We start from the raw sequence: 3635 nt of genomic DNA, 5'->3' as shown, positions 1-3635 counted from the left end.
CTGTTCGCTTCCTATCTCGGGCTGTTTGGCGTGGCGGGGCTGTTCGCAGCGGCCGGAGTTTTCGCGTCGGTGCTGGCGAAGAACCAGATCTCGGCGTTTATTACCGGTTTTTTCATCTGTTTCGCATTTTTCATGACGGGGAAAATGTCCGTGCTTCTGCCGCCTGAAGCGGCGCGCCTGACCGATTTTATCGGCATTGACTGCCATATCAGCCAGTTTGCGCGGGGGATTGTGGACAGCCGCAGCCTGTTTTATTTCCTTGGCGCGGGCGGGCTGTTTTTGTTTTTCGCGAATCTAAAACTCATGGCGGCGCGCACAAGATGAAGCGGAACAGGCTGTTTCTTAACGTGACCGCCGCCGCGCTGCTTGCGACTGGCATTTTCGCGGCGGCAAATCTGCTGTCATATAATCTCAATTTCCGGGCGGATCTCACGCGCGGGGGGATTTATTCGGTCAATCCCGCCACAAGGAAACTGGTTTCGGCGTTGCCCGCGCCGGTTGTGATTACGCTTTATGTTTCGCGGGAACTGCCTGGCGAGGTCGCGGCAATAAACGACTATCTGCGCAATATTCTGCGCGATTACGAAGCGATCGGAAGTGGCAGAATTAAAGTACGGATTGTTGAAACCGGCAATGACGATTCGGTTGCCAAAGAGGCCGTCGCGCGCGGGGTTGTGCCTGTGGTGTTTGATATTTTCGCAAAAGAGAAATATGAACAGCGCAACGGGTTTTTCGGGCTCACAATACAATACAAGGATAAAACCGAATGCATTCCGTTCATTTCCAACGCCGACAATCTGGAATATGACATAACATCCCGAATCAACGCGCTTGTAAACGGCATTGCCAAACGGATCGGATTTATAACAGCCGGCGGCGCAAAATCGCTTGAGTCGCTCGACCCGGAATTTGTCAGCCTGCTGCGCACGCAGTTTGAGCTGACGGAAGTGGGGCTGGAGCCAGGTTCGAAAGAGCTGCCGGACGCGCTGATCCTGCTCTCGCCTTCCAGAAAATTCAGCGCCGCGCAGCTTTATGCGCTGGACCGGTATGTAAGCGGCGGCGGCTCGCTTTTCTGCGCGCTTGACAGGCTGGACGTAAATCTCAGGGGGTTTGTCGCTGTCCCCGTCGAACCCACCGGCATTGAAGACCTGCTGGCCCATTACGGGCTGGAGGTTTCGTCGGCTTTGGTAATGGACAGGCAAAGCCAGCCGATGGAAGTTGCGCGCAAAAACAACGGCGCCGTGCTGCGCAATATCGTGCAGTATTATCCGCTGGTGTCGGCCGGGTCGCTCGACCGGTTGTTTCCGCCGGTTGCCGCGCTTGATTTCCTGTTTCTGCCGTTTGTTTCGCCAGTAAGCGTAACGGCGAAAGACGGCATCAGCACGATCATCGCCAGATCTTCTCCCAACAGCTGGAGCAGGCCGCTGGCCGCTGGTGTAGCGTCCGGAACACGGGATACGCCCGGTGCCTTCGCGGAGCTAAATATCGGCCCTTTTACTGACTTTATCAAAGGGGTTCCCGCCCGCCCGGACGGGCCTTACGCACTTGCGGTTTGCCTGCAGCGTATTTTTCCGCCTTATTTTTCCGCCCCGCCAAAAGGCGTTGTTCCCGCACCGCCGGCTCCGCCCGGGCAGGGCCGCATTATTGTGGTTGGCACCAGCCGGTTTGTCGTTTCGGATTTCAGAATGCCCGACAGCAACTATATTTTCTTCATGAACTGCGCGGAATGGCTCGCGCTTGATCCGTCGCTTATAGCGATCCGCAGCAAAGCGACGGATTTTGCGCCGCTTGACGAATTGTCCGCTTCCGGCAAAGCCATGGTGAAATACGCCAATATCCTGCTGCCGCCGTTGCTGGCGGTGCTGGCGGGCTTGGCGGTCTGGCGGTTTAATCTCAGGCGGCGGGCCGGGAATGTCCGAAAATTCGGGAGCGGCCGGAAATGAACGGCAGGCAGCTTGGCCTGATGGTTGCGCTGTTGTTGGTTCTGCTGGCGGGTTCGGTGGTTTTCATGCTGCGGCGAGCGCCGGACAAGCTGCAGCTTATCGCGGATCCCGCAGGAGCCGGTTCGGTAACGGCCGTCAGCATTATACGGCCGGGCGCGCGGGAAATCAGGCTGGCGCGCGTGCGCGGCGGCTGGCGGATAACGGCGCCGTCAAACCTGCCCGCCGACACCCGGCGTGTCGGCACCATGCTTAACGCGCTTAAATACGCCAATGCCGCGCCGGAGCTGAGCCGTAACCCCGCGGATTTCGGGCTGTTCGGCGTTGACCCGTCCAGCGGCATAAAATTCCGCGCGGACACGCCGTCCGGCCCGCTTACGGAATTTGTGGCCGGCAGGCAAACCGGAAACGCCTGGTATATTCTGCATAACGGCGCGGTAAGCGAAGCCGCTGGATTTCCGTTCGCTTATCTGGCCGGTTCCGCGGCGGATTGGACGGACAATACTGTAATCGCGGTTTCCTCGCTGGCGGTAATCGGGCTGGAGGTGAAGTCGGATTTCGGTTCTGTTTCCTTAGGGAAAACGGAACGCGGCTGGCAGTATTCGCAATCGGGCCGCAGCGCGGCCGTGCCGCCTGAGGCAAGGGAAGAAGTTTTAAAGCCCGCGCTGGAGTTGCTGGCCCGCTTCCGGGCGGAAAAAGTTTTTTGCGCGGGACCGGACTGCCGTCCGCCCGCCAAAAAACCCGATTGCAGCATCAGTGTCATCAGTCCGGGCAGGTATGATCCCGCCGCGCTTAAAATTTATTATCAGGACAGCCGGACAGTTCTTGTAACAAACTCCGAATTGCCGGAACTGGTGTTTGCCGCCGACAGTGTTCTTGCGCGGAAACTCTGTTCTCTGCCAGAAAAAATTAGCCGCTGAAGGTTTGGAAGCCTGACTGGTTGCGTGGCGCTTAGCAATTAAAGCGAAATCCGCAACAACCTGCGCCCAACCTTTTTGTTGCGTATATTATGCAATGTGCCTGGCGCTGCATACTGGTTGAAGTAGGTATAGATAGGAGTGTGTAAAAAACTCCGTGTAAATGAGCTTTTCACAATTTGATTCTGCCTTCAAAAAAACAGGCAGCCGTGAAATTGCCGAACCCCGGTTCTGGACAGGCGAGGTTCACCTCCGTAGATAATCGTTTGGGAGAAATTTTACACCGGCAGCGCGGTTTTAGCCTTAAACATAAATAACCGCTTGTTGCCCATTAGCTAAATAGTCGTAATGGTGTCAAAAAACCCATACAAAATTGCACTTAACTCAAAAACCAGCACAAAACCCATTGACTCTGAATTTGGCGTGCCGGTTGTTTAAAAAGAAAAAGCCCTTCCGCCTGAGCGAAAGGGCTTTTTTCAAAAGAAACGGGTTTAGTACAGCATTATGGCGTTAGTGTTGCTTGCTTTTTTCTTTTCTCTGACTACTTCCTGTTCGGCGGCGTTCTGGTCCTCAAGGTCCTGCTGTTCTTCCATCAGCTGGCGCGCGTATTCGGCTTCCCGCCGCCGCGCTTCGGACGCGCTGTTCCGTTGCTTCTGCAGTTTGCGCATCCTGTCAAGCCGCTGCATTTCCTGCCGCCGTTTTTTTATGGTGGCGGTATTTTCATCGGACGAATCGAGATCAACTATGGTCGGTGTCGTGAACTGCCGCACTTTTATCC

At 55.8% G+C, this 3635-nt stretch carries 4 protein-coding genes; 3 read left to right on the top strand and 1 reads right to left on the bottom strand.

Annotation, left to right across the window (positions count from 1 at the left end):
* From PHW69_09995 to PHW69_09985, 3 genes are all read left to right on the top strand, one after another.
* On the top strand, positions 1-324 hold a 324-nt coding region (locus PHW69_09995), incomplete at its 5' end, for a hypothetical protein (GenBank protein ID MDD4005514.1).
* Positions 321-1943 carry a GldG family protein gene (locus PHW69_09990; GenBank protein ID MDD4005513.1) on the top strand — a complete coding sequence of 541 codons (1623 nt, stop codon included), beginning with the start codon at positions 321-323 and terminating at the stop codon, positions 1941-1943. The genes PHW69_09995 and PHW69_09990, both read left to right, overlap by 4 nt.
* Positions 1940-2860 (top strand): DUF4340 domain-containing protein, encoded by a 921-nt coding sequence (locus PHW69_09985; GenBank protein ID MDD4005512.1) that lies wholly within the window; start codon positions 1940-1942, stop codon positions 2858-2860. Before PHW69_09990 ends, PHW69_09985 begins: the two co-directional genes overlap by 4 nt.
* Before the next feature lie 488 nt (positions 2861-3348).
* Here the strand turns inward: PHW69_09985 and PHW69_09980 are convergent.
* On the bottom strand, positions 3349-3635 hold a 287-nt coding region (locus PHW69_09980; protein ID MDD4005511.1), incomplete at its 5' end, for a hypothetical protein.

The organism is Elusimicrobiaceae bacterium, assembly GCA_028700325.1.
Taxonomy (GTDB): domain Bacteria; phylum Elusimicrobiota; class Elusimicrobia; order Elusimicrobiales; family Elusimicrobiaceae; genus JAQVSV01.
Note: the sequence above shows the minus strand (reverse complement) of the source record. Positions and strands in the feature narration are given on the sequence as shown.

What these genes read in the sequence shown, in the direction of transcription:
- PHW69_09990 (MDD4005513.1), top strand. Translation starts at nt 321, where the DNA reads ATGAAGCGGAACAGGCTGTTTCTTAACGTGACCGCCGCCGCGCTGCTT.
- PHW69_09985 (MDD4005512.1), top strand. Translation starts at nt 1,940, where the DNA reads ATGAACGGCAGGCAGCTTGGCCTGATGGTTGCGCTGTTGTTGGTTCTG.